Annotated in this window: 21 protein-coding genes and 1 riboswitch; of the genes, 10 read left to right on the top strand and 11 right to left on the bottom strand. The window is 73.7% G+C overall.

The genetic code is table 11. From position 1 onward, the window contains the following. Positions 1–3: 3 nt before the first annotated feature. Complete coding sequence (locus ACPPVT_RS13320; protein ID WP_426560996.1) at positions 4–1,527, bottom strand: leucyl aminopeptidase; 1,524 nt, start codon at positions 1,525–1,527, stop codon at positions 4–6. A 92-nt stretch (positions 1,528–1,619) separates the two neighbouring features. Between ACPPVT_RS13320 and gcvT the strand changes: the two genes are divergently transcribed. Then, complete coding sequence (gcvT, locus tag ACPPVT_RS13315) at positions 1,620–2,762, top strand: glycine cleavage system aminomethyltransferase GcvT (protein WP_426560994.1); 1,143 nt, start codon at positions 1,620–1,622, stop codon at positions 2,760–2,762. A 22-nt stretch (positions 2,763–2,784) separates the two neighbouring features. On the opposite strand, the gene ACPPVT_RS13310 is transcribed toward gcvT, so the two are convergent. The 7 genes from ACPPVT_RS13310 to ACPPVT_RS13280 are packed head-to-tail and all read right to left on the bottom strand — an operon-like array spanning position 2,785 to position 10,646. After that, positions 2,785–3,558, bottom strand: coding sequence for an adenosylcobinamide-GDP ribazoletransferase (locus ACPPVT_RS13310; RefSeq protein WP_426560992.1), 774 nt, complete (start codon positions 3,556–3,558; stop codon positions 2,785–2,787). Continuing rightward, entirely contained in the window at positions 3,555–4,634 is a 1,080-nt protein-coding gene (gene cobT, locus ACPPVT_RS13305) for a nicotinate-nucleotide--dimethylbenzimidazole phosphoribosyltransferase (protein WP_426560990.1), read from the bottom strand. Before cobT ends, ACPPVT_RS13310 begins: the two co-directional genes overlap by 4 nt. Beyond that, on the bottom strand, positions 4,631–6,256 hold the full coding sequence (locus ACPPVT_RS13300; RefSeq protein ID WP_426560988.1) for a bifunctional adenosylcobinamide kinase/adenosylcobinamide-phosphate guanylyltransferase: 1,626 nt from the start codon (positions 6,254–6,256) through the stop codon (positions 4,631–4,633). Before ACPPVT_RS13300 ends, cobT begins: the two co-directional genes overlap by 4 nt. Then, on the bottom strand, positions 6,253–7,110 hold the full coding sequence (locus ACPPVT_RS13295) for an ECF transporter S component (protein ID WP_426560986.1): 858 nt from the start codon (positions 7,108–7,110) through the stop codon (positions 6,253–6,255). Before ACPPVT_RS13295 ends, ACPPVT_RS13300 begins: the two co-directional genes overlap by 4 nt. Next, positions 7,107–8,777, bottom strand: coding sequence for an ABC transporter ATP-binding protein (locus tag ACPPVT_RS13290; protein WP_426560984.1), 1,671 nt, complete (start codon positions 8,775–8,777; stop codon positions 7,107–7,109). The genes ACPPVT_RS13295 and ACPPVT_RS13290 overlap by 4 nt, the downstream gene beginning before the upstream one ends. Further along, positions 8,774–9,922: an energy-coupling factor transporter transmembrane protein EcfT gene (locus ACPPVT_RS13285; protein WP_426560982.1), complete on the bottom strand. Its 1,149-nt coding sequence runs from the start codon at positions 9,920–9,922 to the stop codon at positions 8,774–8,776. The genes ACPPVT_RS13290 and ACPPVT_RS13285 overlap by 4 nt, the downstream gene beginning before the upstream one ends. A 28-nt stretch (positions 9,923–9,950) precedes the next feature. Continuing rightward, positions 9,951–10,646 (bottom strand): SCO2322 family protein, encoded by a 696-nt coding sequence (locus tag ACPPVT_RS13280; RefSeq protein WP_426560980.1) that lies wholly within the window; start codon positions 10,644–10,646, stop codon positions 9,951–9,953. A 326-nt stretch (positions 10,647–10,972) separates the two neighbouring features. On the opposite strand from ACPPVT_RS13280, the gene ACPPVT_RS13275 reads away from it, so the two are divergent. From ACPPVT_RS13275 to cobO, 5 genes are all read left to right on the top strand, one after another. After that, positions 10,973–11,971, top strand: a complete 999-nt coding sequence (locus tag ACPPVT_RS13275) for a cobalamin biosynthesis protein (protein WP_426560978.1) — start codon at positions 10,973–10,975, stop codon at positions 11,969–11,971. After that, a complete protein-coding gene (locus tag ACPPVT_RS13270) occupies positions 11,968–13,440 on the top strand; it encodes a cobyric acid synthase (RefSeq protein WP_426560976.1) in 1,473 nt (490 codons plus the stop codon). The genes ACPPVT_RS13275 and ACPPVT_RS13270 overlap by 4 nt, the downstream gene beginning before the upstream one ends. A 154-nt stretch (positions 13,441–13,594) precedes the next feature. Continuing rightward, positions 13,595–13,741, top strand: a riboswitch (cobalamin riboswitch). A 56-nt stretch (positions 13,742–13,797) separates the two neighbouring features. Beyond that, complete coding sequence (cobN, locus tag ACPPVT_RS13265; protein ID WP_426560974.1) at positions 13,798–17,574, top strand: cobaltochelatase subunit CobN; 3,777 nt, start codon at positions 13,798–13,800, stop codon at positions 17,572–17,574. Then, entirely contained in the window at positions 17,571–19,649 is a 2,079-nt protein-coding gene (locus ACPPVT_RS13260) for a magnesium chelatase subunit D family protein (RefSeq protein WP_426560972.1), read from the top strand. The genes cobN and ACPPVT_RS13260 overlap by 4 nt, the downstream gene beginning before the upstream one ends. Positions 19,650–19,651: 2 nt before the next feature. Continuing rightward, positions 19,652–20,266 carry a cob(I)yrinic acid a,c-diamide adenosyltransferase gene (cobO, locus tag ACPPVT_RS13255; protein ID WP_426560970.1) on the top strand — a complete coding sequence of 205 codons (615 nt, stop codon included), beginning with the start codon at positions 19,652–19,654 and terminating at the stop codon, positions 20,264–20,266. Positions 20,267–20,301: 35 nt separating this feature from the next. Here cobO and ACPPVT_RS13250 read toward each other — a convergent pair whose 3' ends face one another. Both ACPPVT_RS13250 and ACPPVT_RS13245 read right to left on the bottom strand, forming a co-directional pair. Continuing rightward, positions 20,302–21,042: a CbtA family protein gene (locus tag ACPPVT_RS13250; RefSeq protein WP_426560968.1), complete on the bottom strand. Its 741-nt coding sequence runs from the start codon at positions 21,040–21,042 to the stop codon at positions 20,302–20,304. Positions 21,043–21,054: 12 nt separating this feature from the next. Next, positions 21,055–21,264 (bottom strand): CbtB domain-containing protein, encoded by a 210-nt coding sequence (locus tag ACPPVT_RS13245; RefSeq protein WP_426560966.1) that lies wholly within the window; start codon positions 21,262–21,264, stop codon positions 21,055–21,057. Between the two features lie 206 nt (positions 21,265–21,470). On the opposite strand from ACPPVT_RS13245, the gene ACPPVT_RS13240 reads away from it, so the two are divergent. The 4 genes from ACPPVT_RS13240 to ACPPVT_RS13225 are packed head-to-tail and all read left to right on the top strand — an operon-like array spanning position 21,471 to position 25,427. After that, a complete protein-coding gene (locus ACPPVT_RS13240) occupies positions 21,471–21,986 on the top strand; it encodes a histidine phosphatase family protein (RefSeq protein ID WP_426560964.1) in 516 nt (171 codons plus the stop codon). Continuing rightward, complete coding sequence (locus ACPPVT_RS13235) at positions 21,983–23,194, top strand: precorrin-3B synthase (protein ID WP_426560962.1); 1,212 nt, start codon at positions 21,983–21,985, stop codon at positions 23,192–23,194. The genes ACPPVT_RS13240 and ACPPVT_RS13235 overlap by 4 nt, the downstream gene beginning before the upstream one ends. After that, on the top strand, positions 23,194–23,817 hold the full coding sequence (locus tag ACPPVT_RS13230; RefSeq protein ID WP_426560960.1) for a precorrin-8X methylmutase: 624 nt from the start codon (positions 23,194–23,196) through the stop codon (positions 23,815–23,817). The genes ACPPVT_RS13235 and ACPPVT_RS13230 overlap by 1 nt, the downstream gene beginning before the upstream one ends. After that, on the top strand, positions 23,814–25,427 hold the full coding sequence (locus ACPPVT_RS13225; protein WP_426560958.1) for a precorrin-2 C(20)-methyltransferase: 1,614 nt from the start codon (positions 23,814–23,816) through the stop codon (positions 25,425–25,427). Before ACPPVT_RS13230 ends, ACPPVT_RS13225 begins: the two co-directional genes overlap by 4 nt. 66 nt (positions 25,428–25,493) lie before the next feature. On the opposite strand, the gene ACPPVT_RS13220 is transcribed toward ACPPVT_RS13225, so the two are convergent. Continuing rightward, positions 25,494–26,216: a cobalt-precorrin-6A reductase gene (locus ACPPVT_RS13220; protein ID WP_426567154.1), complete on the bottom strand. Its 723-nt coding sequence runs from the start codon at positions 26,214–26,216 to the stop codon at positions 25,494–25,496. Positions 26,217–26,254 lie beyond the last annotated feature (38 nt).

The following is a 26,254-nucleotide window of genomic DNA, read 5'->3' as shown; positions in this document are numbered from 1 at the left end:
GGCTCAGCCGGCCGCCACCTGCTCGGCGAAGTCGACCAGCGTGCGCAGTCCGTGCCCGGTGCCCCCCTTGGGGGTGTAGCCCCACGGCTGCCCCTCGCAGTAGGACGGGCCGGCGATGTCGACGTGCGCCCACGGGATCTTGCCCTCGCCGTCCGCGCGGTCCCCGACGAACTCCTTGAGGAAGAGGCCGGCGACCAGCATGCCGCCCATCCGCTCGCCCATGTTCGCGATGTCCGCGACCTGGGAGTCCATGCTGGCGCGCAGCTCGACGGGCAGCGGCATCGGCCACATCGTCTCGCCGGACCGGGTCGCGGACTCGTGGATCTGCCCGCGCAGGTCGTCGTCGTTCGCCATGATCGCGGCGTAGCGGTGCCCGAGGGCGACGACCTGGTGCCCGGTCAGGGTGGCGATGTCGATGATCGTGTCCGGGTGCTCCTCGCTGGCCGCGACGATCGCGTCGGCCAGCACCAGCCGACCCTCGGCGTCGGTGTTCAGCACCTCGACGGTGCGACCGCCGTAGGTGGTCAGCACGTCCGAGGGTCGCTGAGCGGTGCCCGAGGGCATGTTCTCGGCGAGCGGCACCCAGGCAGTGACCTTGATCTTGGTGCGCATCCTGGCCAGGGCCAGGATCGCGGCGGCGACCGTGGCGCCTCCGGCCATGTCGGACTTCATCGCCTCCATGCCCAGCGGGGGCTTGAGCGAGATGCCCCCGGTGTCGAAGGTGATGCCCTTGCCGATCAGGGCCAGGTGCTTCTTGGCGCCGCGCGGGGAGTAGGTGAGCTTGACCAGCCGGGGCGGCCGGCTCGATCCCAGACCGACGCCCAGGATGCCGCCGTAGCCACCCCTGGCCAGCGCCTTCTCGTCCAGCACCTCGACCTTGACCGGGTGCGACTTCGCGGCAGCGACCACGGCGTCCGCGAAGGCGGCCGGTGGCAGGTCGCCGGGGGCGGTGTTGACCAGGTCACGGACCAGGTGGACGGCGTTCGCGACGTGCCCGGCGCGGGCGGCGGCGGTGGTCGCGTCCTTGTCGCCGGCCAGCGCGGTGACCACGGTGACCGAGGACACCGGTGCCTGCACCTCCGCGGTCGTCCGCGCGCGGTGCCGGGTGAACGAGTAGGCGCCGATCAGGGCGCCCTCACCGATCGCGGCCACGGACGCGAGGTCCTTGGCAGGCAGCAGGAAGGTGGCGCTGGCGGTCCCGGCCAGCGCGCGGGTGGCCGCGCCGGCCGCGCGACGCAGGGTCTCCGGGTCGTAGCTCGCGCCCCGGCCCTTGGCCACCGGGCCGAGGCCGGTCAGCGCGATCGCGGCGGCCGCGACGTCCTTTCCGGCCGGGATGCGCACCACCTGGTCCGCCTTGCCGGTGACCCCGATCCCGCGCAGGCTCGCCGCCAGGCTGCTGCGCAACGGTCTGGGCAGAGCCCCGCCGTCCACCAGCACCGGACCGTCGTCCGAGCGGGCCACACCGACCACGAGCGTGTCGGTCTTGATGGACTTCGGGTCCTTGTCGGACAGGCTGAGCGAGGTCACTGGGATCCTTCCGGTCGTCGAGGGATCGGGTCGCGATCCGCCCCTGATGCTAGACGTCGTGGGGTCCGGGCGCGGGCGGTAGGTTTCCCCGCATGGCCGACAGCACCCATTCCGCCGCATCCGACCCTGAGTCCTCGCCACTGCGGCGTTCGCCGTTGCACGACCGGCACGTACGCGCCGGCGCCAAGATGGCCGACTTCGGCGGCTGGTCGATGCCCATCGAGTACGCCGGCGGCGGCGTGGTCGCCGAGCACACCGCAGTGCGCGAGCGGGTCGGCCTGTTCGACGTCAGCCACCTCGGCAAGGCCCGGGTCAGCGGGCCCGGTGCGGCGGCCTTCGTGAATGCGGCGCTGACCAATGACCTGGAGCGGATCGAGCCAGGTAAGGCGCAGTACACGCTGTGCTGTGACGCCTCCGGCGGGGTCGTGGACGACCTGATCGCCTACTTGCGCAACGAGGGCGACGTGCTGCTCGTGCCCAACGCGGCGAACACCGCAGAGGTCGTGCGGCGTCTGCACGACCTCGCGCCGAGCGGCGTGCAGGTGAGCGGGATGCACGATGCGTTCGGCGTGATCGCCGTGCAGGGGCCGGACTGCGACCGAGTGCTCGAGGCAGTCGGGCTGCCGACCGGCCACGACTACATGAGCTTCGTCGACGCGACCTGGCAGGGCGTGCCGGTCGTGGTGTGCCGCACCGGGTACACCGGCGAGCGCGGCTACGAGCTGCTGCCGCCGTGGGACCACACGCCGGCCCTGTGGGATGCGCTGGTCGACGCCGTGACCGCGGCCGGTGGCCGGGTCGCCGGCCTGGGCGCCCGCGACACGCTGCGCACCGAGATGGGCTACCCGCTGCACGGTCACGAGCTCAGCCTGGACATCTCTCCCGTGCAGGCCCGGGCCGGCTGGGCGGTGGGCTGGAAGAAGCCGGAGTTCTGGGGCAAGGACGCGCTGGTGGCCGAGAAAGAGGCAGGTGCCTCCCGACTGCTGTGGGGAGTGCTCGCGCTCGACCGTGGGATCCCCCGGGACGGCTGCACCGTCCGCCGCGACGGACTGGACGGCGAGGAGGTCGGTCGGACGACGTCCGGCACCTTCTCACCGACGCTGAAGCAGGGCATCGCGCTGGGGCTGCTGGAGCGGTCGGTCGCCGAGGGCGACGAGGTCGTCGTCGACGTCCGCGGTCGAGGGTTGCGCTGCCGAGTGGTCAAGCCGCCGTTCGTCGACGTCCAGACCCGCTGACCCAGACGTCACGGCCAGCAGGTCAGCGGGCGACGGCGAGCGCAGCGAGGGCGCCGGTCAGGGACAGCTCGACCACGGCGCCGAGCACGTCGCCGGTGATCCCGCCGAGCCGGCTGACGCTGCGCGCCAGCACCGCGCCCGCGGCCAGCAGCGCGCACGCGGTGGCCAGCACCGCCGACCACCACGGGGCGTCCGAGGCGACGGCGACGCCGGTGCCGCAGCACGCCACGACGACCACGACGAGGGCGGCGACCGGCTGCGGCACCGAGCCGGCCACGGTCGCGCCGAGCCCGGAAGCTCGGGCAGCCGGCACGCCACGCCCGCAGGCCACCGCGAGCATCGCCCGCGACAGCACCACGGCCAGCCCCACCATCAGCGGGTCGACGACCAGGACGGCTATCGCGCTGGCCTGCGCGAGCAGCACCAGCACCAGGGTGGCCGCGCCGACCGGACCGACGTCGCCGGTGCGCATCACCTGCAGCGCTCGCTCGCGGTCGTAGCTGGCGGCGAGTCCGTCCGCGGTGTCCGCGAGACCGTCCAGGTGCAGTCCGCGCGAGAACAGCGCGAGGACCGCGACCGCAGCGGCGCCAACCAGCAACGGCGGTGCCGAGACCGCGTCGCCCGCCCAGCAGAGCGCCCCGACCGCGGCGGCCGGCAGCAGCGCGACCAGCCAGGCCAGCGCCATCGCCGTCCCGGCCGTGAAGGCGTCCACGGTGCTCGGCGGCCGGACCGGGACGACGGTCAGCGTGCCGACCGCGAGCCGCAGCCCGTCGCCGAGCCCGCCCGGACGGCTCACGTCGCGTCGAGATCCTGCTGCGGCGGCAGCAGATCCGCGAGCAGGCCCATGTCCGCACACATCGCCTGGGCGGCCCGCAGGATGGGCAGCGCGGTCAGCGCGCCGGTGCCCTCACCGAGCCGCATTCCCAGGTCCACCAACGGTTCCAGCCCCAGGACGTCGAGCACCCGGTGCTGTGACGGCTCGGTCGAGCGGTGACCGGCCAGCCACCAGTGGCTGGACGTCTCCACCAACCGGCGGGCGACCAGCGCGCACGCGCAGGACACAACGCCATCCAGTAGCACCGGGGTGCGCCGCACGGCTGCCTGGATCAGGAAGCCGGTCATCGCCGCGGTGTCCGCGCTGCCGACGGTGCGCAGCACGGCCAACGGGTCGTCCCGCACCGCCCGCCCACGGTAGGTCGCGTCGCGCAGCGCAGCGACCTTGCGCGCCCACGCGTCGTCGTCGATCCCGGTGCCGGTTCCGACCACGTCGAGGGGTCCGAGCTCGAGCAGCACGGCGACCAACGCGGCGGCGACCGTGGTGTTGCCGATCCCCATGTCGCCGGCGATCAGCAGATCGGCGCCCGAGTCGACCTCCTCGTCGGCCACGGCCGCCCCGCTCGCGAAGGCGCGCTCGACCTCGTCCTGGGTCAGCGCGTCCTCGACGTCGATCGACCCGGACCCGCGACGCACCTTGTGGGCGGTGACCGCCGACGGCAGGTCGTCGGTGTCCGCGTCCACCCCGAGGTCGAGCACCCGCACCTTCGCGCCGTGCAACGTGGCCAGCGCGTTGACGCCGGCGGCGCCGGCCAGGAAGGTGCGCACCATCGCGGCGGTCACCTCGGGCGGGTAGGCCGACACCCCGGACGACGCGATCCCGTGGTCGCCGGCGAACACGACCACGCGGACGTCGTCCAGGGGTCGCGGCGGCGAGACGCCCTGGACGCCGGACAACCAGGTGGCCAGCTGTTCCAGCCGTCCCAGCGAGCCCAGCGGCTTGACCAGCCCGTCCAGGCGCAGGCGGGTGTCACTGGCCGCATCGGTGTCGCGAAGCCCCACGGACTCGCGCAGTGCGGTCAGGTCGATCGAGGTCATGCAGTGTCCTGTTCGAGGGGGTCGGCCGGCTGGTGCCGGGTGAGGTCGAGGACGGGTCGTAGTGCCGTTCGGTGGAGGGTGTGCTGCTCGCCGTGGGATGTCGGGTCCTCGGGTTCGGTCCCGTGCTGCGCCGCTGCCTCGGTTGCCGTGTCGAGCACGGGCTGTGCGGCGGCCGCCGACGGCGCGCTGAGCGCTGCGAGGTCGAGCACTCGTCCCGCGACCACGAGCAGCACCCGCTCGCTCGCCGTGGAGATCCGGGTGTTCAGTCGGCCGAGCTGGTCGCGGAACACGCGACCGGACCAGGTACCGGGGACCACGCCGGACCCCACCTCGTTGGTCACCGCCACGACCGGCACGGTCACCGCGTGCCAGGCCTCGACGAACGAGTCCAGGTGCTGGTCGACGGCCTGCTGCCAGCCGGGGGCCTCGTCCCACGCGCCGCACCGGGACAGCACGCTGTTCATCCACATGCCGAGGCAGTCGATGATCACCGGCCCGCTCGCACCGCGCAGCACGGCGCCGAGGTCGGTGGTCTCAAGGGTGCTCCAGTGCGTCGGCCGCCGAGCGCGGTGCCGCGCGACCCGCTGCGACCACTCGTCGTCGTGACCGTCCGGCACGTAGCCGGTGGCGACGTAGGTCACTTGGGCGTCAGCCGCGAACAGCTGTTCTGCGAGTAGGGACTTGCCGGACCGCACGCCGCCGAGAACGAGCGTCCGCCGCGGCTCGTCCGACCAGGTCGTGGTGTCCACCGGGCCGCGCGAACCGCCCACGCCGGCCGTCGCCGTCCGCTCGGCCTGCACCCGTGCGCGTGCGGCCACGCGGTCCAGCGCGAAGGCGTGGCCGTCGTCCACCACCTGGACGCCCCAGGCGCCGAGCCGGGGCCGCAGGTCCGGCGGGCTGTGGTGCGAGAGGTGCACGGCGGCGATGCGGCTGGCCCGGGTCAGGGCCCGGGCGCCGCGCAGCCGGACCATCTGGTCGGCGAACGTCGACAGGTCGAGGTGGTCGGTCCCGCTCGGTGCCTGCGGGCCGCGGCGGTCACCGAAGGTGGCCTCCAGCAGGACCAGGTCGTACTCCGCGTCGGTCGTCGCCGCGATGGTCTGCTCGGGCAGCGGCCCGGTGTCGGTCGCGTACAGCATCCGTTCGCCGCCGGGGCCGCACACGTCGTAGACGACGGCCTCCTCCTGGCCGTGCGCGGCCGCCAGCACCCGCACGGTGTAGCCACCTGCGTCGAGGACGTCGCCGGGCAGGACCGCTTGCCAGCGAACGGGATCCTCAGGGGAGGTCCACAGGCACCACGACGCGATGACGGACTGCGGACCCACCACGGTCAGCGGTTCGGTGCGTCCGGCCCAGGCTCGCGACAGCAGGGCCATCGGTGCGCTGTGGTCCGGATGGTCGTGCGTGATCAGGATGTGGGTGACGTGCTGCAGCCCGCCCTCGTGCCGCAGTGCGGCCCGTGGTGTCTCCGGCCCGCAGTCGAGCAGGATCCTGCCGTCGACCAGCGCCGAGGTCGGGCCGCGGAACTGCTGGGAGTGCAGGGCAGCGAGGCAGGAGGCGCACTCGCAGAAGGCATTGGGCCAGCCGTCGGCCGAGCCGGTGCCGAGAAGCCGTACGCGCATCATTCGTCCATCCGACCTTCTTCGAGCGTCGACAGGGACGACGACGGTTCGAATCGTCCGGCTGTCGCGAAGGCGGCGCGACGTGCCCCACGGCGCAGGGAGGCCAGGACGGGCCTGCCGGCGACGACGACGAGCACGGCGGTGAGCAGCCCTCGCGGCAGATCCCACCCCAAGCTGGTGGCGAGGTAGAAGGCAGCGTAGCGGCCAAGGTTCGCCCCTACGGGATCTCCTGGGACAAATGTCGTCGCGTCGCCGGCGCCGCTGGTCAGGAAGGGCCAGAACCACAGGTTCATCACCAGGCCGTAGGCCAGCCCGGCGACCAGGCCGTAGGCGGCGAGCAGTCCGCGCTCGCGTCGTCCGGTGGCGGCCGGCAACGTCCCGGCACCGAAGCCGACCATTCCCGCGGCCACCATCTGGAACGGCGCCCAGGGGCCGACACCACCGGTCAGGAACGCGCCGACGAGCACCGACAGGGCGCCCAGGACGAACCCTGCGCCGCGGCCGAGCACCCGGCCGGACAGCACGAGCAGGAAGAACATCGGCTCCAGCCCTGCGGTCCCCGCACCGAGTACCCGCAGGGCGCCACCGAGCGCGGCTAGCACGCCCAGCACCGAGACCGTCTTCGCGTCCAGGCCGCCGCTGGCCAGCTCGGAGACCACGAGCGCCGCCATCAGCGCGAGCAGCAGCACGAACAGCCACGGTGCGTCGCCGCCGTGCGCCAGCCCACCAGCGTCGGGCCGGACCACGAACGGCCAGGCGAACGCGGCGAAGCCGACCAGCATGGTGGCCAGCAGCACCACCGCGCTCCGCCAGCGGACGGCGATCAGCGGCGAACCAGCCTGGCGCAAGGTGCTCACGATGCCTCCAGCGCGGCCGCGAGGTCGGCCACGTTCAGCCACGGCTGCGGGTGCATCACCTTGGCGACCTGCGGGGCGAACGCGGGGGAGCCGCCCAGCACGTCCACGGTCGGACCGTCGGCGACGATCTCGCCCTCGGCGAGCAGCGCCACCCGGTCCGCGACGTCGGCCACCAGCTCGACGTCGTGAGTGGCCAGCAGGACGGCCCGGCCGTCGACCGCGAGCGCGCGCAGGGTGTGCACCAGCCGGGCCTTGGCGCCGTAGTCGAGGCCGCGGGTGGGCTCGTCCAGCAGCACCAGCGGGGGCTCGCCGGCCAGCACGATGGACAGGGCCAGAGCGAGCCGCTGCCCCTCGGACAGGTCTCGCGGGTGCGTGCCGTCCTGGACGTCGGGTGCCAGCTCACGCAGGAGCGCGCGCACGGTCCCGGACGGTACGGACATGTCCGCGTCGCCGGAACGGCACTCGGCGGCCACGCTGTCCGCGTACAGCAGCAGTCCCGGATCCTGGGGGACGAGGCCGACGTGCTGGACGAGCTCCCTGGGGCGCAGGTCCGCCGGGACCAGCCCGTCGCTGAGCAGCACGCCCTCCCGCACCGGGAGCTGGCCGGCGGCCGCGGCGAGCAAGGTGGACTTGCCGGCGCCGTTGCGACCCATCAGCGCCACCACCTCACCCGGTCGCACGGTCAGTGCGAGGCGTCGAAGTACGAGGCGCTGCCCACGGTCCACCACGAGACGCTCCGCCCGGAGCGCGGGCGTCGGCGCAGGCGCGACCGGCAGCGGCGTCACCTCGTCGGCCACCTCGTCGCGTTGCCGCCGTCGCTCGCGCTCGCGCTGGTGCACGTACGGGTTGGCACCGGCGTCGGCCAACCGGCGGCGCAGCGGCTCGGCGTGCCGGCGGGCCTCGCGCACGGACAACGGCAGCGGCTCCCAGCCGGCGAGCCGCCCGAGGGCGACGACCGGCGGTGCGACCGGGGCGGTGGCCATCGCGCGCCGCGGGTCGTCGTCCGTGACCAGGCCGTCGACGACGGTCACCACCCGGTCGGCGTACTGCACGACCCGTTCGAGCCGGTGCTCGGCCAGTAGCACCGTCAACCCGAGGTCGTGCACCAACCGGGTCAGCGCGGCCAGAACCTCTTCTGCCGCAACGGGATCCAGTGCCGACGTGGGCTCGTCCAACACCAGCACGCGGGGGTGCGCCGCCAGCACCCCGCCGATGGCGACCCGCTGCGCCTGGCCGCCGGACAAGGTGCGCAGAGCGCGGGCACGCAGGTCGGCCAGACCCATCAGGTCCAGGGTCTCCTCGACCCGCTTGCGCATCACGTCGCCGGCCAGACCGAGCGTCTCCAGGCCGTACGCGAGCTCCTCCTCGACCGTGTCCGTGACGAAGGCCGCGGTCGGGTTCTGACCGACGATGCCGACGATGTCCGCGAGGTCACGGGGGCGGTGCGTGCGGGTGTCGCGCCCGTCGACAAGCACCCGTCCGGACAGGGTGCCGCCGCTGAAGTGCGGGACCAGGCCGTTCACGCACCGCAGCAGCGTCGTCTTGCCGCTGCCGGTCGCGCCGACCACCAGTGCGAGCTCGCCTTCGTCGATGTCGAGGTTCACCGCACGCAGCACCGGCTCGAGCGCATCGGCGTACTGCACGCTCACGGCCTCGAACCGGATCACGAGGTCACCTCGAGCGCGGGGTCGGGCGCTTCGAGCCGGGCCGCCCGCAGGGCCGCGCGGGCCGGCGGCAGCGGCGTCAGCCAGGCCGGCAGCAGGCCGAGCAGCACCCCGCTGGCCGCCAGCCAGGGCAGCGTCGGCCACTGCGCGGGAACCGTCACCGGGATCAGTCCCGGCTCGGCGCGCTGCGCGGCGGCGATCACCAGGCCCGCAGCGGCGATCCCGCTGGCGGCGGTCAGCCACTCGGGCAGCGCCCAGGGGTCGGGGCGGTAGCGCGAGCGCGGGTCGCGTCGAGCCCCGACCAGCAACGAGCCCAGCACTGCGACCGCGCCCAGGGCGAGCAGCGGCAACCCGAGCAGCGGGGCCGACCCACCGTCCAGCACCCCGTACGTGCCGGCCACCACCCCACCGATGCCGAGCATCGTCAGGGTCGTCGCCCACCGGCGCGAGCGCGCGTCCCGAAACACGGTGCGGCCGTAGCCGCGCGACTCCATGGAGGCGGCCAGGTCGAGCGAGCGCTCCAGTGCGCCGTCCAGCACCGGAACGGCCAGCCGGGCCAGCTCGCGCGGCCCACGGCCCGCGTGACCGCGCAGCCGGCGGGCTGCCCGGACCCGACGCGCGTCTTCGACCATCTGCGGAGCGTAGGTCAGGGCCACCACGAGCGCGGTGCCGACGTCGTACAAGGTCGCCGGCACGTAGCGCAGCAGGCGGCGCGGACTGGCCAGGGCGTTGGCCGCTCCGATACAGGCCAGCACGGCGGCGAGCCGGGCACCGTCGTACAGCGCGGCCAGCACCTCCTCCAGCGAGACCGGGCCGCCGAGCCGGACCCCACCGGCGGCTGCCGGCAGCGGCACCTCGGGCAGCCGGAGCAGGATCGTCGTGCCGGGGACTCCGCCGCCGAGCACCGCCTGCAGGACCACGCGCATGCCGATCACGAACAGGCCCAGCCGCAGGAAGGCCCCGAACGGTGACGACGTCCCCGCCTCGCGCCGGGACGACACCACGTACCCGGCCACCGCGACGACCAGCACCAGCAGCAGCGGGTTCGTGGTGCGGCTGGCCGCGGTCGCGAGCCCGATGGCCCAGATCCACCAGGCTGCAGGGTGCAGCAGCCGAGGCAGGGTGAGGCTGCGGGTCACGGGGTTCATGCGGGCGCGTTCATGGGGGGGAGGTTCGTCAGTCCTTGAGCTCATTGCCCCGCCGCATGGCCAGCAGGACGAGGACGGCACCGACCACGAGGGCGACGCCGATACCCACCCAGGCCGCCGTCGGGATGCCACCTGAGTCGGAGTCGCTGTTGGTCGAGGCCGCCTGGGTGGTGGCATCCGCCGCCGGCAGGGTGATCGAGGCGTCGGGGCTCGCCGCGGCAGCGGGAACCGGCTTGACCGGGTCGCCGCAGCCGGTTGCCGGCCAGCCGTTGATCGCGCAGGTCAGGCTCTTGTCGAGGCGCAGGGTGAGCCCGGCGGCAGCCATCACGTCCGAGCCGGTCGCGGCGGTCGGCACGCTCACGCACTGTCCGATCGGCGCAGGCGGCGCCGAGGTGCCGTCGGGTCCGTCGGCGGGTCGGCCGAAGTCCACGACCAACCCGACCAGCTTGTTGCCGTCCGTCTTGTCCGTTGTGCCGCACAGGCTGTCGAAGGTCGGCACGACCCGCGGCGTGCGGGTGGACGACTCGTCGGCCACCGCGAACCGCCAGCCCTCGACGGAGCCGTCGGCGGGCGTGGTCTCGGCGGGACCCTTCTGGGCGAACGTCCAGGCACCGTCCTTGAGCTGGTAGTAGCCCCAGTAGCGGTAGGCGTCGGCGTGCGCCGGTGCGGCCAGCAGCAGCAAGGCGACGGCCGCGACGACGAGTGCGGACGCCACTTTGAGCATTCGCGTGAGGGTGGATCGGGCGGTGGTGGTCACGTTCGGTACCTCCTCGCGGTGGGCGCGGGAGGTCGGTGCGCTCGAACGGCGGGCCCGGGGCCAGCTGTTCCGGCGAGCACACCAACGTCCGGCTCCGTGCCGCAGACCTCGGCGGATGTGTCGGAGCCTGTCCCGAGGTGCGGTGCTCCGGCTCGCCGCGCCAGTGCAGGTGCGGCCTACGGTTGCGGGTCAGCGCCGGACTTCGACCGGCTTCCCCGCCCCACGGGTGTCAGGTGCGGCAACCGTCCCACCGGGGGCTCGGGACTGTCAAAGCGACCGGCAGACTGTGTCGCATGCCCCGACCTGCGCGCCTATCTCGGCAACAACGCGTCGCCGGTGACGCGTCGTTGCCGAGATCATCGGCGCGGCGCGAGCGCGCGCTCGGCCTGGTGCTGGGCGCGCTGCTGGACGCCGTCCTCGGCGACCCGCGTCGGGGACACCCGGTGGCCGGCTTCGGTCGCGCTGCCGGTGCCCTGGAGCAGCTGACGTGGTCGGACAGCCGCGCGCGGGGCGCCGCGTTCACCGCGCTCGGCGTGGGGACGCCGGTCGCCGCCGCCTGGGCCATCGAGCGTCGCACGCCGCCGGGCTGGCCGCGGGTCGCGCTGACCGCACTCGCCACCTGGAGCGTTCTCGGTGCGCGCAGCCTGGTGCGCGAAGGCCAGGTGATGAGCGAGCTGCTGGTGGACGAGGACGAACTCGGACCCGCCCGGGCCCGGCTCTCGCACCTGGCCGGGCGCGACCCCAGCGGCCTGGACGCTGATGAGCTGGCTCGGGCCAGCGTCGAGTCCCTCGCCGAGAACACCTCGGACGCCGTCGTCGCTCCGCTGCTGTGGGGGGCCGTGGCCGGGCTGCCCGGCCTGATCGGCTACCGCGCGGCGAACACCTTGGACGCCATGGTCGGCCACCGCAGCACCCGGTACGAACGTTTCGGCTGGGCCTCGGCCCGGCTGGACGACCTGGTCAACTTCGTGCCCGCCCGGATCAGTGCACTGCTGGCCGTGCTCAGCGGTGGCCGACCGCGCGCGGCGATGATCGCCTGGCGGCGGGACGCCCCCGCGCACCCCAGCCCGAACGCCGGCCCTGTCGAGGCGGCCTTCGCTGGCAGCCTCGGCGTCCGGCTCGGCGGCACCAACGTCTACGGCGACCGGGTCGAGCACCGCGGGCGGCTCGGGACGGGACCGTCCGCCCGGCCGCCCGACCTGCTCCGCGCCGTCCGGCTGTGCGTGCGGGTGGACGCGCTGGCCGTCGTCCTGGCCGCTGCGCTGGCCAGGGTCGCCGGGCGGCGGCGATGACCGCCCGCCAGGGTGCACTACTGGTGGCGGGCACGACGTCCGATGCCGGCAAGAGCCTGGTCACCACCGCCTTGTGTCGTTGGCTGGCGCGCCAGGGCGTGGCCGTCGCACCGTTCAAGTCGCAGAACATGTCCAACAACTCCATGGTCTGCGCCGACGGCGGCGAGATCGGCCGCGCCCAGTGGCTGCAGGCCGTGGCGGCGCAGGTCGAGCCTGAGGTGGCGATGAACCCGGTACTGCTCAAGCCGGGCGGCGATCGGCGCAGCCACGTCGTCCTGATGGGCCGCTCGTACGGCGAGCTCGAGGCCGGCGAGTTCGCCACCGGACGACGGGTGCTGGCCGAGGCGGCGTACGCGGCGTTCGACGACCTGCGCTCGCGGTTCGACGTGGTCGTCGCCGAAGGGGCCGGCAGTCCGGCCGAGGTCAACCTGCGTGCCGGCGACTACGTCAACATGGGGCTCGCCCAGCATGGACGACTGCCGGTGGTGGTCGTCGGGGACATCGACCGCGGGGGAGTGCTGGCGGCGATGTACGGCACGCTCGCGCTACTCGACGAGGCCGACCAGTCGCTGGTGATGGGCTGGGTGGTCAACAAGTTCCGGGGAGACGTCGAGCTGCTGCGTCCCGGGCTGCGCACGCTGGAGGAACGCACGGACCGTCCGGTGCTCGGCGTGCTGCCCTGGCTGGACGGCGTCTGGATCGACTCCGAAGACGCGCTCGCCGTCGCCGGGTGGCGTGGCCAGGGCCCCCCGCGCGCGCTCGGCTCGACCCTGCGGGTGGCGGTGGTGCGCTTCCCACGGGTGTCGAACGCCACCGACGTGGACGCGCTGGCCCTCGAACCCGGCGTGGTCGTCGAGGTGACCGCCGACCCGGACGTGGTGGCCGCCAGCGACATCGCTGTCCTGCCCGGAAGTCGTGCCACCGCAACGGATCTGGCGTGGCTTCGCGAGCGCGGCCTCGCCGACGCGGTGCTGGCCCGGGCCCGCGCCGGCCGGCCGGTCCTGGGCATCTGCGGCGGCTACCAGATGCTGGCCAAGGCGATCGAGGACGACGTCGAGTCGGGCGTCGGCAGGGTGCCCGGGCTCGACCTGCTGCCGACCGCGGTGCGCTTCGAGCCGGACAAAGTGCTCGCTCGCCCGACCGGTAGCTGGCGCGGGCACGAGGTCTCGGCCTACGAGATCCACCACGGCATCACGCACCGGCTGGCCGCGGCGGACGACGTCGAGCCGTTCCTGGACGGCTGGCGCCGGGGCGCGGTGTGGGGCACCACCTGGCATGGCGCATTCGAGAACGACGCCTTCCGCCGCGCCTGGCTGGCCGCGGCGGCGGAGCAGGCCGGGGTCGGGTACGTGCCGTCGTGCGGTCCGGGCTTCCTGGCTCGGCGTGAGCAGATGATCGACGCGCTGGCCGATGCCGTCGAGGAGCACCTGGACACCGCGGCGATCTGGCGGCTGATCGAGGGCGGCTGACGGTTCGCCCGACAGGAGCGGATGCATCTGGGCAGGCTGCACGCCCCGAGAACGCCATCCGCTCCTGTCGGCAGGACCGCAGGCTCTCCGGTCATGCGGGTGGTCGGTGGCCGGTGCGGGCCGCTAGGGTCGGCCCTGACCAACGACGGCACGGCAGGAACCCGGTGAGAGTCCGGGACGGTCCCGCCACTGTGACCGGGGAGTGGTCGCTCGACGCGCTTGCGGCCCGCCGCAGGAGCAGCCACTGGGGCTCGCCCCGGGAAGGCCGAGCGACCGCGTCGATCCGGGAGTCAGGAGACTGCAGCCGTCGAGACCTTCGGCTTCGGGGCGCGGTACCCCGAGGAGGGACGGCCCTTCGTGGCCTCACGGCTGCTTTTGCTCTCGACGTCCGACACCGACCTGCTCGCAGCGCACCGCGGTGGTGCGTGGCGGGTGGCGAACCCGGCCAGGCTGGACCCCGGCGACGTACCGGCACTGCTGCACGACACCGACCTGGTCGTCGTGCGCCTGCTCGGCGGTCGCGAGGCATGGCCCCAGGGCCTGGATGTCGTGCTCGCCTCCGGAGTGCCAGTAGCCGTGATGAGCGGTGAGAGCACCCCGGACGCCTCCCTGCAGGGGCTGTCGACGGTCCCGTCCGGGCTGGTCACCCAGGCGCTGGCCTACCTGGTCGAGGGCGGTGTCGACAACGTGACCGAGCTGGCCGCGTTCCTGCGCGACACGGTCCTGCTCGGCGGCGACGGCTTCGAACCGCCCCGCCCGATGCCGCAGCACGGGCTGCACGCCTGGACCGACCCCGCCGGCGAAGCCTCCCCGGACGCCGCCTCCCCGGACGCCGCCTCCCCGGACACCGCCTCCCCGGACACCCAGCGGCCGGTGGTCGGCGTGGTCTTCTACCGTGCGCACGAGCTGAGCGGCAACACCGCCTTCGTGGACGGCCTGTGCGACGCCATCGCGGCCCGCGGCGGTCAGCCGCTGCCGATCTTCTGCGGCTCCCTGCGCGGCCTGTCCGCCGGCGACCAGGACGGCCGCGACCTGATCGGCCTGCTCGCCCGGTGCGACGTGCTGGTCACCACGGTGCTCGCCTCCGGAGGCACCGTGGCTGCGGCCGCCGGAGCCGGCGGTGAGGACGAGACCTGGGACGCCGGTGCGCTGGCCGGGCTGGACGTCCCCGTCCTGCAGGGCCTGGCGCTGACCAGCCCGCGGGCGGCCTGGCAGGCCTCGGACGCCGCCGTCAGTCCGCTGGACGCCGCGACCCAGGTGGCCATCCCGGAGTTCGACGGCCGGCTGATCGGCGTCCCGTTCTCGTTCAAGGAGCTGGACGAGGGTCCGGTGCCGCTGTACGTGCCTGACCCGGAGCGGTGCCTGCGGCTCGCCGGCATCGCGGTGGCGCTGGGGGGCTTGCGGTACGTCCCGGTCGGCGAACGTCGGATCGCGTTGATGCTGTCGTCGTACCCGACCAAGCACGCCCGGATCGGCAACGCGGTCGGACTGGACACGCCGGCCAGCGCCGTCGTCCTGCTGGAGGCGTTGCGGCACACCGGCTACGACGTGGGTGACGGCTTCGACGGTGACGGCGACGCGCTGGTGCACGCCCTGGTCGCGGCCGGTGGGCACGACGTCGAGTGGCTGACCGACGAGCAGCTCTCGGCTGCCGTGGCCAAGGTGCCCGGTGCGACGTACCGCCGGTGGTTCGAGCGGCTCACGCCCGAGCTGCGCGAGGCGATGCAGCGAGCCTGGGGCGAGGCACCCGGCGAGCTCTACGTCGACATCTCAGGTGAGGAGCCGGCGATCGCGCTGGCGGCGCTGCAGTTCGGCAACGTCGTGCTGATGATCCAGCCGCCGCGGGGCTTCGGGGAGAACCCGGTGGCGATCTATCACGACCCGGACATGGCGCCCTCGCACCACTACCTGGCCGCCTACCGCTGGCTGGAGGCCCCGCCGTCCGACGGTGGTTTCGGAGCGCACGCGGTGGTCCACCTGGGCAAGCACGGCACCCTGGAGTGGTTGCCCGGCAAGGGAATTGGGCTCTCTGGCTCGTGCGCACCCGACGCAGTGCTTGGCGACCTTCCACTGGTGTACCCGTTCATCGTCAACGACCCGGGCGAGGGCACCCAGGCCAAGCGACGGGCGCACGCCACCGTCGTCGACCACCTGGTGCCGCCGATGGCGCGGGCCGAGACCTACGGCGAGATGGCCAAGCTGGAGCAGCTGCTGGACGAGTACGCCTTGGTGCAGGCCCTCGACCCGGACAAGGCGCCGACGCTGCGTACGCAGATCTGGGACGTGATCCAGACCGCGCAGCTGCACCACGACCTGCACCTGGACGACGCCCCCGGCGCGGACGATTTCGACGACTTCGTGCTGCACGTCGACGGCTACCTGTGCGAGATCAAGGACGTACAGATTCGGGACGGCCTGCACGTGCTCGGCCAGGGCCCGCAGGGTGAGGGCCGGGTCAACCTGGTGCTCGCGGTGCTGCGCGCGTCGCAGGTCTGGGGTGGGCGCACCCAGGCCTTCCCGGGGCTGCGCAGCGCGATCGCGACCTGGGTCGACCTGGACGAGGCCGCCTTGCTGCGCGAGCCCGGTGCGGCGCTCGAGGGAGCCGACGCGCAGGGGGCGTCGGCTCTCTCGAAGGTGGTGGACGGCCCGTCGCGCACCGGGGCCGACGTCGTCGACCTGCTCGAAGGTCTGGCCCGGCGGCTCGTGGTGTCCATGGAGACCCTCGGCTGGGTGAGCGAGCTCGCCGGCGAGGTGTGCGTGGAGGTACTGGGGGAGAAGGTCACTGACGTCGTCCGGGTGCTCGAGTTCGGTGCCGACGAGGTGGTCCCGCGGCTGGCTCGCACCACCGACGAGATCACGAACGTGCTGCACGCGCTGGACGGCGGGTTCGTCCCGGCGGGTCCGTCCGGGTCGCCGACCCGCGGTCTGGTCAATGTGCTGCCCACCGGCCGCAACTTCTACGCCGTGGACCCGAAGGCGGTGCCGAGCCGGACGTCGTGGGACACCGGGGTCGCGCTGGCGGAGTCGCTGATCGCCCGGCACGTCGCCGACACCGGGCAGGTGCCACGGTCGGTCGGGCTGTCCGTTTGGGGCACCGCGTGCATGCGCACCCAGGGGGACGACATCGCCGAGCTGCTCTGGCTGCTGGGGGTGCGACCGGTATGGGACGACGCCTCGCGCCGGGTCACTGGCCTCGAGGTCGTCCCGCTGGTCGAGCTGGGCCGCCCGCGGGTCGACGTCACGATCCGGATCTCCGGGTTCTTCCGGGAGGCGTTCCCGCACGTGGTGACGATGCTGGACGACGCCGTCCAGCTGGTTGCCGACCTCGACGAGCCGGCCGAGCAGAACTTCGTCCGCGCACATGTCGGCTCGGACCTGGCCGCCGGCGTCGAGCGGCGCAGGGCGACCGCCCGGGTGTTCGGCTCCAAGCCGGGTGCCTACGGGGCCGGCCTGCTGCCCCTGGTGGACGCTCGCTCGTGGCGCTCGGACGCAGACCTGGCCGAGGTGTACGCGGTCTGGGGCGGCTACGCCTACGGTCGTGACCTGGACGGCGCACCGGCCCGCGGCGACATGGAACGCACGTACGCGCGCATGCAGGTCGCGGCCAAGAACCAGGACACCCGCGAGCACGACATCGTCGACTCCGACGACTACTTCCAGTATCACGGCGGAATGGTCGCGATGGTGCGTCACCTGACCGGCCAGGATCCGGCCGCCTACGTGGGCGACTCGGCTGTTCCCGAGCAGGTGCGCACCCGCACGCTGGGGGAGGAGACCAAGCGCGTCTTCCGCGCCCGGGTGGTCAACCCGCGCTGGATCTCAGCCATGCACCGGCACGGCTACAAGGGCGCGTTCGAGATGGCGGCCACCGTCGACTACCTGTTCGGCTACGACGCCACGGCCGGCGTCGTGGACGACTGGATGTACGAGACGCTGACCCGCGAGTACGTGCAGGACCCGCAGGTGAGCGCCTTCATGCAGCGCTCGAACCCGTGGGCGCGCAAGGGAATCGCCGAACGGCTGGTCGAGGCCGCGCAACGCGGCTTGTGGGCCGAGCCGTCGGCCGAGGCGCTGCAGGTGCTGCAGGACGCGATCCTGGAGACCGAGGGCGACCTCGAGGGGGAGGTCCGATGAGCACGTCGACGCGCTACCCGTTCACCGCGGTCGTCGGGATGGACGACCTGCGGCTGGCCCTGGTGCTCAGCGCCGTGTCACCGGCCATCGGTGGCGTCCTGGTGCGCGGCGAGAAGGGCACGGCCAAGTCCACGATGGTCCGCGCCCTGGCCGGGCTGCTGCCGGAGGTCGAGGTGGTCGCCGGCTGCCGCTTCTCCTGCGACCCGGCCGCCCCGGACCCGGACTGCCCGGATGGCCCGCACCCGTTGCCCGCCAACGGTTCCCGCCGTCCGGCCCGGCTCGTCGAGCTTCCGGTCGGTGCCACCGAGGACCGCGTGCTCGGCTCGCTGCACCTCGAGCGCGCCCTGGCGCATGGTGAGACGGCCTACGAGCCTGGGCTGCTGGCCGGCGCGCACCGTGGCGTGCTGTACGTCGACGAGGTCAACCTCCTCGCCGACCACCTGGTCGACGTCCTGCTCGATGCCGCGGCCATGGGCCGCTCGACCGTGGAGCGCGAGGGGGTTTCCGCCTCGCACGCGGCTCGTTTCGTGCTGGTCGGCACCATGAACCCGGAAGAGGGCGAGCTGCGTCCGCAGCTGCTCGACCGGTTCGGGATGACCGTCGAGGTAGCGGCCAGCCGGGACGCCGGGACCCGGGTCGAGGTCGTGCGGCGCCGGCTGTCGTACGAGGCGGACCCGGCCGCGTTCGCGCTGCGCTGGGCCCACGAGGAGACCGATCTCGCCGAGCGGATCGCGCGCGCCCAGCGGCTGGTCGCGGACGTCGTCCTGACCGATGCGGCGCTGCGGCAGGTCGCCGAGGTGTGCGCGGCGTTCGGCGTCGACGGGCTGCGCGCGGACCTCGTGACGGCACGGGCCGCGGTCGCACACGCCGCCTGGCACGGACGACGCGTGGTGGAGACCGAGGACGTGCGCGCCGCCGCCCGGCTCGCCCTGCCGCACCGCGCCCGGCGAGACCCGTTCGACCCACCCGGCCTGGACGAGCAGCGCCTTGAGGACGCCCTCGATGCCGGCGCGCCCGACAGCCCGGACGACGACCCCGAACCCCCGGACGACGGGCCCGGCGGTGGCGCCGGCTCCGACTCGACCCCCCCACGCCCGCCCGCGGAGGATGTCGCGGCGCAACGCAACTCCACTAGGAATGGAGTAACGGCACGCCGTGACGAACAGGCGGGCGCACAGGCGGGCGCACAGGCGGGCGCCCAGGCGGGCGCACCGGCGGGCGCACCGGCGACCTCGCAGGCCGAGGCGGGCGACCCGTACCGCGCCCGGCTGTTGACCGTGCCGGGCACGGGGGTTGGCGTCGCCGGACGCCGAGGACGCGCGACCACCACGACCGGACGCACCGTCGGCGCGCGGCGGCCGGACACCGGTGAGGGCGGCCGTCCGCACCTGCTGGCCACATTGACGACGGCCGCACCGCACCAGCGATCGCGCGGCCGGACCGGCCCCGGCCTGGTGCTGCACCGGTCGGACCTGCGGATGCCGGTCCGCGAGGGTCGTGAAGGCAACCTGGTGCTGCTCGCGGTCGACGCCAGCGGCTCGATGGCGGCCCGAGCGCGGCTGCGCGAGGTGAAGACCGCCGTCCTCAGCCTGCTGCTGGACGCATACCAGCGCCGGGACAAGGTCGGCCTGGTGACCTTCCGCGGGTCGCAAGCGAGCCTGGTGCTACCGCCGACGTCCAGCGTCGAGGCGGCGGCCGCGCGGCTGCGCCACCTGGAGGCCGGCGGCCGGACTCCGCTGGCCGAAGGGCTGCTGCGGGCGGACGAGGTGGTCCGGATCGAGCAGTTGAAGGACCCCACCCGTCGACCGTTGCTCGTCGTGGTCACCGACGGCCGGGCCACCGGCCTCAAGGATGCTGTGCAACGCTCCCGGGTCGCTGCCCAGCGGATCCGTGAACGGGGGACGGCCAGCGTGGTGATCGACTGCGAGGCAACGGGTTTCGGCGCCGTGGCGCTCGGACTGGCCAGTCAGCTGGCCGACGAGATGGGCGCGGAGTACCTCGCCCTGCCTGACCTCGCAGCGGGCACCCTCACCCGAGTGGTCCAGGACCGCCAGCCGAACGGGAAGGTGGCCTGACCGTGCCGCAGGGACAACCGGCAACCGTCCCGCAGGACGGGCTCACCACACGTCAGCGCCGCAACCGTCCGCTGCTGATGGTGCACACCGGAGACATGAAGGGAAAGTCCACAGCGGCCTTCGGGCTCGCCTTGCGGGGGTGGAACCAGGGCTGGGACGTCGGTGTGTTCCAGTTCGTCAAGAGCGCGAAGTGGAAGGTCGGCGAGGAGGCCGCGCTGCGGGCGCTCGGCTCGCTGCACGAGCAGACCGGCCTGGGCGGCCCGGTCGACTGGCAGAAGATGGGAGAGGGCTGGTCGTGGACCCGCAAGCAGGGTACCGAGCACGACCATGCCGAGGCCGCGCTGGAGGGCTGGCGGGAGATCCAGCGCCGTCTCGCCAGCGAGCGGCACGGCCTGTACGTGCTGGACGAGTTCACCTATCCGATGGGCTGGGGCTGGGTGGACGTCGACGAGGTCGTCGAGACGCTGCGCACCCGCCCGGGCCACCAGCACGTGGTGATCACCGGACGCCGCGCCGACCCTCGGCTCGTCGAGGCCGCCGACCTGGTCGTCGAGATGACCAAGGTCAAGCACCCGATGGACTCGGGAGCCAAGGGTCAGCGGGGCATCGAGTGGTGATGCCCCGCCGACCCGTGCGCGAGTACCGGTTCGGCTCAGACGGCCACGAGCGGCTTGTCCTCGCCGACCGTCGTCGGTGCCGCCGCCCGCTCGGTGAGCGCGCCGAAAGCCAGTCCCAGGGTCGACCAGACGGACAGCTGGGTAGCCAGCGAACCCATCCGGAACCGCCACAGCACGTCGGCCGGGAAGGTGCCCACCTCGTCGACCGCGGGGAGCACGGCATACGCCACCCCGACCAGGACGACGAAGGTCGCAACGCCGGCAAGACAACGGTTCCAGGTGGACAGCGTGTGCAGGCGACGAGCGACCCAGACCGCCGCCACGGCGAACAGCAGGGACAGCGCGAGCATCGCGAAGTACAGCCCGGAGCGTCGCGCGATGGTCGACGGGTCGCCGACCGCGGGTGGGTTCGCGGGGTACTTCAGGAACGGCACGAGCGAGATGGTGACGAAGCCGGCGAGGGCCAGCAGCGCGGACGTCGCCCGCGCCCCCAGCCGGCCGAGCCGGCCCTGCGCCACGGCAGCACCGATGCCGAAGACGCCACCGAGGGCTGCGCCGAACAGCAGCAGCGCGGTGAGCAGCCCGACGGAGGCCTGGATGTCGCGGCTCACGAGCACCACCTGGTCGCCGTGCATGTGCTCGGCGGCGTGGCTGGACTCCTCGACCGCGATGGCGGCGGCCACCGACGGCTCACCGAGGAAGTGCGCGACCACGAAGGCCACCGCACCGGCGAGCAGCCCGACGAGCAGGCCGCGGATCAGGAAGGACCTGGTCATGTCGGCCGCCCCTCAGTGGCAGGGGAAGCCGAGCAGGTGGCGACCGTCGTGCAGGAACTCGTGCACGCCGGCGCCGGAGAAGACGGAGACCGCTCCCTGCTCGGAGGACACGAAGTAGAGCACGACGAGCGCGAGCAGCAGCGCGAAGGCCGCCCAAGGGGCGACCTCACGAAGCGGGATGGGGGCAGCCGTCGGCTGCGCGGAGACGGTGGACTGGCTCACGGAAAGACCTCCTGCGGATCGTGCGTCCGGGACGGATCGGAAGACGTGGCAGGGTCTGGCTCCCGACGCTCGAGCGAGGTGCTCGAGCACCGGACACAGTGGCGCGACCGCGCCGGAATCTCACCGGCTGCCTCACAACGTCAGGGTGCCGCTGACCCTAGGGCTGGCGTCGTCGTGGTGTCAAAGGGCTCCGCGGGGGTGGCGCGATGACGTTGCGGCTGCGCCTGCTTGCGGCACCGGCGATAGGGGTAGCCGCTCGTCCCCGGCGGGTGAACGCGGACGTCGCGGGCTGGCCCGCGGTGCGCGGCCCGGGCCCTGAATGCGCCTTGGCCGCCTCCGCCGCCGGCCTGGCGGACCCGCCGGTCGACGCCGAGCTTTGCGACTGGGACCTCGGCCGTTGGACCGGCCTCGACCTGGACGTGCTCGCCGCCCAGGAGCCGCAGCTCGTCAGCGCCTGGCTGGACGACGAGACCTTCGACGGGCACGGCGGCGAGTCCCTCGCAGTTCTGATCGAGCGCACCCGCGGCTGGTTGGACTCCACGGCCGCGCGGCACTCCGGACGGTTGCTCGCGGTCGCACCGGTGGCCGTCGCGCGAGCGGCGGTCTGCGTGACCGCTGGGACTGCGCCACAGGCGTTCTGGCGGATGGACGTCGAGCCGCTGGCGGTCGTGGAGGTCACCGTTCGCGGCGATCGCCGGGCACTGCGTTGGAGCGCGTCATGAGCAGGGTCGGGTCCCGACGGGACGCGGTCGACGCCTGCCCGGGCGCCCTGCGTCCGCACGTCGCGGCGGACGGCGGGCTGATCCGGCTGAGACTGCCGGGTGGCGTCATCTCGGCGACCGCGCTGACCGGTTTGGCCGGTCTTGCCGAACGGTTCGGCGACGGTGCGCTGCACCTGACGTCGCGCGGCAACCTGCAGCTTCGTGGGCTGCGACTGGTCGACGGCTGGGTCGATCCCGTTCTGGTGCAGCAGGTCCAGCGTCTTGGGCTGCTCCCGGCGCCGGCCCACGAGTTGGTCCGCAACGTGCTCGCGTCGCCGTCCCTGCCTGGCTCCCGGATCGACCTGCGGCCGTTGGTCCGGGCACTCGATACCGCGATCTGCACCGACCCCGCGCTGGCTCGGCTGCCGGGCCGGTTCCTGTTCGCCCTGGACGACGGCCGAGCGGACGTCGTCGGTGCCGGATCCGACGTGGGCTGGTGGGCGGACTCGCAGGCAACCGGGACGCTCGTGCTCGCCGGTCTCGACACCGGGCTGCGGATCAACGCGGGGCACAGTGCCTGGGCGCTGACCGTTGCGGCACAGGCGTTCCTCAGGCTCCGCGACGAGCTCGGCAGCACCTCGTGGCGGCTCGCCGAGCTGGACGGTGCAGCTGACCGGGCTCGCGATGCGGTGCGGGCAAGCCTGCCGCACAGGCAGGTGCCGGTCCGGCGCGTCCCGCCGGCCGCCGACCGACTCGAGCGGCTCGGGCTGCTCGAAGGTCCGGGCGGTCGCCATTCCGTGGCCGCTCTGGTACCACTGGGCCGGCTCTCGGCGTCGGCTGCTCGAACAATTGCTACCAGCTGCAGCGGCGAGGTGCTGGTGACGCCGTGGCGTGAGGTGGTGCTGGTCGACCTGTCGCCGGCCCAGGCCAGGGCCGCCCTGGGCACGTTGGCCGCGCTGCCGTCTAGTGCCCTGGAGCTGTCCGAACGCTCGGGCTGGCACGGGGTGTCGGCCTGCGCCGGCCGGCCGGGCTGCGCCCGCGCACTGGCCGACGTCCGGGCGATGGCGGCGGCCGCAGCCGGCGCCCGCCGACCGGACGACGAGCGTGTTCACTTCAGCGGCTGCGAGCGCCGCTGCGGCCGGCCGGCCGGGTCGCACCGGGAGATCGTGATGACCATGCAGGGGCTGTTCGACGGCCCGGCTTCGACACAGCAGAACGGGAGCGAGTGATGCAGTACGAGCGCGACGGGGCGCAGATCTACCGGGAGTCCTTCGCGACGATCCGGGCCGAGGCCGACCTGGATGCGTTCGCACCGGACCTCGCCCAGGTCGTCGTCCGGATGATCCACGCCTGCGGCATGGTCGACCTGACCCTGGACGTAGCGGCGAGCGAGAGCCTCGTGTCGGTCGCGCGCGCTGCCCTGCGCGCGGGTGCGCCAGTTCTGTGCGACGCGCAGATGGTCGCCTCCGGAATCACGCGGGCTCGGCTGCCCCGCGGCAACGACGTGCTGTGCACCCTGGGCGACCCGCGGGTCCCCGCGCTGGCCCAGGAGCTGGGGACCACCCGCAGCGCCGCGGCGCTCGAGCTCTGGCGTCCGCACCTGGAGGGCTCGGTGGTGGCGATCGGCAACGCCCCGACCGCGCTGTTCCACCTGCTCGAGATGCTCGATGCCGGCGCGCCCCGGCCCGCTGCGGTGATCGGCATCCCGGTGGGCTTCGTGGGTGCGGCGGAGTCGAAGCTGGCGCTGGCCAAGGGTGAGCACGGCGTGCCGTCCCTCGTCGTGCACGGCCGCCGCGGTGGCAGCGCGGTGACGGCGGCCGCCGTGAACGCCGTCGCGGACGAGCGGGAGTGAGTGCCGTGGCGGCGGGGCGGCTGTGGGGGGTCGGGCTGGGGCCGGGCGACCCCGAGCTGGTGACCGTGAAGGCGGCGCGGCTGGTCGGCGCCGCCGACGTGCTGGCGTTCCACTCCGGTCCACGAGGTCGCAGCATCGCGCGGCGGATCGCCGAACCGTACGTGCGTCCCGGGCAGATCGAGGAGCCGCTGGTCTACCCGGTCACCACCGGCAGCACCGAGCACCCGGAGGGCTACGAGGGCGCCGTCCGGGACTTCTACGACGAGGTGGCGCAGCGCTTGGCTGTCCATCTGGACGCCGGCCGCGACGTCGTCGTCCTGTGTGAGGGCGACCCGCTGTTCTACGGCTCGTACATGTACACCCACGAGCGGCTGAGCGACCGCTACCGGACCGAGGTGGTGCCCGGCGTGACCTCGGTCAGCGCCGCCGCCGCGGCGATCGGTCGTCCGCTGGTGGAGCGCGACGAGGTGCTGACCATCCTGCCCGGCACCCTGCCGCGCAGGGAGCTCGCCCGCCGGCTGGCCGACACGGACGCGGCGGCCGTGCTCAAGCTCGGCCGCACCTTCGGGTCGGTCAGCGGTGCGGTCGAGGACGCCGGACGCGGCCCGGCTGCCTGGTACGTGGAGCGCGCGTCCACCGACGAGCAGCGCGCCGTGCGGCTGCGAGACGTCGACCCGCAGGACGTGCCGTACTTCTCGCTGGCCCTGGTGCCGAGTCCAGCGGGAGTCCGCAAGCTGGACGGGCCGAGGGCGCCGGTCCGTGAGTCTGTCCAGCAGCCGCAGCACCGGGTAGCCCCAACCGGCCAGGTCGTGGTGGTCGGGCTCGGCCCCGGCGACCCGCAGTGGCTGACCCCCCAGGTCGCCGACGAGCTGGCCCTGGCCGACCACCTGGTCGGCTACCGCAGCTACCTCGACCGGGTGCCGGTCCGCCCCGGCCAGCAGCGTCACGCCTCCGGCAACACCGTCGAGGCCGATCGCGCGGACCAGGCGCTGGCGCTCGCCGCCGGCGGAGCGCGGGTGGTCGTGGTCTCGTCCGGCGACCCGGGTGTGTTCGCGATGGCCGCCGCGGTGGTCGAGCAGGCAGCGGATCCGCGGTGGGCCCAGGTCCGGGTCCGGGTGCTGCCCGGAGTGACCGCGGCCCAAGCGGTGGCCAGCCGGGTCGGGGCTCCGCTCGGCCACGACTACGCGGTGCTCTCGCTCAGCGACCGGCTCAAGCCCTGGGACGTGGTGGCGCGCCGACTCGACGCGATCGCCGCGGCCGACCTGGCGGTCGCGCTCTACAACCCGGCTTCCCGGTCGCGGACCTGGCAGGTCGCGGCGGCGCGCGAGGTGCTGCTGCGCCACCGTGAGCCGAGCACCCCCGTCGTCGTCGGACGGGACGTCGGTGGCCCGGCGGAGTCGGTGCGGGTCACCACGTTGGGCGACCTCGACCCGGCGAGCATCGACATGCGCTGCCTGCTCCTGGTGGGCTCGTCGGCCACCACGGTGCGGACCGCGGCCGACGGGTCGGCGGTGGTGTTGACGCCACGCCGGCACGACGGAGACGGTCTGGAGGGGTCGCCACCTTCCGGAAGCAGGACGTCCGCAATGGGTTCTAGCGTCGCCCGATGACTGACAGCGAGTACACCTGTGAGCCCCCGCTGGCCGGCACCGAGGTCGAGCAGCTCGTCGGGCGGCTCAGAGCCTGGCGAGCCAGGCCCGGGCGGCCGGCACGTCTGGCACAGTCGCGGCGCCTGCGGGGACCGGTCGGCGCACCACGACCACCGGCAGATCGACCTCGCGGGCCGCAGCCAGCTTCGCCGCGACCAGGGCGCCGCCGCTGTTCTTGGTGACCAGGACGTCGATGGCGTTGTCCCGCAACAGGGACAGCTCGCCGGGCACCGTGTAGGGGCCGCGGTCCAGCAGCACCTCGATGTGTGGCGGAAGGGGCTCGTCCGGCGGATCCACGCAGCGCGCCAGCACGCTGACGCCGGCCAGCGCGGCGAACGGCGCGAGCTCGCGCCGTCCGGTCGTGACCAGCAGCCGCCGACCGAGCTCGGCTGCTGCCAGGGCTGAGGCCGGCACGTCGTCCACCTCGGTCCAGCGGTCACCGGGCTCGGCCGTCCAGGCCGGTCGCTCCAGCCGCAGCAACGGCACGCCGACCGCGGCGCAGGCTGCGACGCAGGAGCGCGAGATGCGGGCGGCGAACGGATGGCTGGCGTCGACGACCGCGACCGGCCGGTGCTCCAGCAGCCAGGACCGCAACCCGTCGACCCCGCCGAACCCGCCGATGCGGACCTCGCCGGCCGGCAGCCGCGGCCGGCTCACCGCGCCGGCCAGTGAGCTGACCACGCGCACGCCTGCGCGGACCAGCTCCTGCGCCAGGTCGCGGGCCTCGCCTGTGCCTCCCACGAGCAGCACCGGGCCGGTCACCGGCTACGCCCCCCGTGCACACTGGC

Source organism: Angustibacter sp. McL0619, from assembly GCF_049994355.1.
Taxonomy (GTDB): Bacteria; Actinomycetota; Actinomycetes; order Actinomycetales; family Angustibacteraceae; genus Angustibacter.
The sequence above is the reverse complement of the archived record's forward strand: the minus strand, read 5'-3'. Positions and strand labels throughout refer to the sequence as shown.

What these genes read in the sequence shown, in the direction of transcription:
- gcvT (WP_426560994.1), top strand. Translation starts at nt 1,620, where the DNA reads ATGGCCGACAGCACCCATTCCGCCGCATCCGACCCTGAGTCCTCGCCA.
- cobT (WP_426560990.1), bottom strand. Translation starts at nt 4,634, where the DNA reads ATGACCTCGATCGACCTGACCGCACTGCGCGAGTCCGTGGGGCTTCGC.
- ACPPVT_RS13300 (WP_426560988.1), bottom strand. Translation starts at nt 6,256, where the DNA reads ATGATGCGCGTACGGCTTCTCGGCACCGGCTCGGCCGACGGCTGGCCC.
- ACPPVT_RS13285 (WP_426560982.1), bottom strand. Translation starts at nt 9,922, where the DNA reads ATGAACCCCGTGACCCGCAGCCTCACCCTGCCTCGGCTGCTGCACCCT.
- ACPPVT_RS13280 (WP_426560980.1), bottom strand. Translation starts at nt 10,646, where the DNA reads ATGCTCAAAGTGGCGTCCGCACTCGTCGTCGCGGCCGTCGCCTTGCTG.
- ACPPVT_RS13275 (WP_426560978.1), top strand. Translation starts at nt 10,973, where the DNA reads ATGCCCCGACCTGCGCGCCTATCTCGGCAACAACGCGTCGCCGGTGAC.
- ACPPVT_RS13270 (WP_426560976.1), top strand. Translation starts at nt 11,968, where the DNA reads ATGACCGCCCGCCAGGGTGCACTACTGGTGGCGGGCACGACGTCCGAT.
- ACPPVT_RS13260 (WP_426560972.1), top strand. Translation starts at nt 17,571, where the DNA reads ATGAGCACGTCGACGCGCTACCCGTTCACCGCGGTCGTCGGGATGGAC.
- ACPPVT_RS13250 (WP_426560968.1), bottom strand. Translation starts at nt 21,042, where the DNA reads ATGACCAGGTCCTTCCTGATCCGCGGCCTGCTCGTCGGGCTGCTCGCC.
- ACPPVT_RS13240 (WP_426560964.1), top strand. Translation starts at nt 21,471, where the DNA reads ATGACGTTGCGGCTGCGCCTGCTTGCGGCACCGGCGATAGGGGTAGCC.
- ACPPVT_RS13235 (WP_426560962.1), top strand. Translation starts at nt 21,983, where the DNA reads ATGAGCAGGGTCGGGTCCCGACGGGACGCGGTCGACGCCTGCCCGGGC.
- ACPPVT_RS13230 (WP_426560960.1), top strand. Translation starts at nt 23,194, where the DNA reads ATGCAGTACGAGCGCGACGGGGCGCAGATCTACCGGGAGTCCTTCGCG.